Origin of the sequence: uncultured Agitococcus sp. (assembly GCF_937920075.1) — a bacterium.
Lineage (GTDB): Bacteria > Pseudomonadota > Gammaproteobacteria > Pseudomonadales > Moraxellaceae > Agitococcus.
Genome location: NZ_CALETI010000012.1, coordinates 1 through 1,271, shown reverse-complemented (window position 1 = coordinate 1,271; position 1,271 = coordinate 1). Strand labels below are relative to the sequence as shown.

Below are 1,271 nucleotides of genomic sequence, written 5' to 3'. Positions count from 1 at the left end.
CAGGTATATCAGCACTCCAAACACCTGCTAAGTATGCTGTTGCCTCCGCGTCCCACGTGGGTTTGTCTATATAACTGGTGCTTATACCGCTATAAGTAGTTAAAAGTTGATAAATCACGTCTTGGATTTTTTCAGCCACAAAAATACCCACTTCTTGCACTGTGTCATCTGCTTTGTGATCTTCGGCTTTAGTATTACTTGCACCACGAACTACAGTAAATGTGTCACCAGTTCGTGTGTATGCCATCATTTCGCCGCTAATCGCTAATTTACCGCTTGTTTGATACTGGCTACCTACCCCACTAGGGGTAAGGGTAAAACTGGTTTGAATTGCGTCAATATTGGCACTTAAACGGCCATTGCTCGGTTTTGGATATAAGGCTTTTTTGTCGTCTGCCAACTTTAAAATGTCTTTAGCAACAATTTTTACACTGTCGTCTTTGGCTATGCCTTGTAGCTGTTCAATCACATACACGCTATTAACAAAGTTAACCCAATCAAAGCCGTTTTTTGTTAAATAACCGCGTCTTACACGCAAAACTCTATTTTCATAAAACGGATTACGCGCTTTAAACTTTCCCCAAAACGTGCCTTGACTGCTACGTTCTGTAAAATAGGGGTCAATCTCGGTGTCGGGGTAAGGTGCATCAATAAAGCTAATAGACACGCTACCGCGTACGCCTAAACCCTTGTTTGGGGTAATTTCTTGACTAGCAAAACTGATCGATTTTAGAAGCGGTATAGCAGATAACCCAATAGGTAAATCAGCGTTTTGCTCACAAAATCGGTAAGTTTTGGTTATTTTATTAAAGTTTGGCTTGCTTTGGCACGTTGCATAGGTGTTGTAGCACTTGGCTGCACCAGTCACACCAATACTGGCAGTACAAGGGGCTATACCGTAAGTGTTAGCGCAAAAATCCATGTCTAATTCTACAAAAACAGTAGGAATGCGCCCAAACTTTGCAACTTCATTATTATATGACATTACGCAATACCACTTAATAAACACTGTACAGGCAAACTTACATCGTGATAACGATTTTCATTGATAGATAACGGCGGTATTTCACCATCGGTCACGCAAAAACAGGCATCTTGTGGGTAAAATTCGTGATTCCAACTAAACAAAAACGGCAATAACTCGGCATGACGCACAAAGGCTTCCCAATAATCACGCACCCATGCTTGAGGCACAGTCTTAAACGTAATGTTTGATCTTGCGCCCTTTGATACCTTGATTCGCCCTACAAACTGACCGCCCTCAGTAGTTT

General features: G+C 41.7%; 1 protein-coding gene and 1 pseudogene. Both read right to left on the bottom strand.

Annotated elements, in window-relative coordinates:
* Positions 1 to 985, bottom strand: a pseudogene (locus tag Q0212_RS00365) (hypothetical protein); the annotation flags it as partial.
* A partial coding sequence (locus Q0212_RS00360) for a hypothetical protein (protein WP_297920610.1) occupies positions 985 to 1,271 on the bottom strand: 287 nt, incomplete at its 5' end. The gene Q0212_RS00360 and the pseudogene Q0212_RS00365, both read right to left, overlap by 1 nt.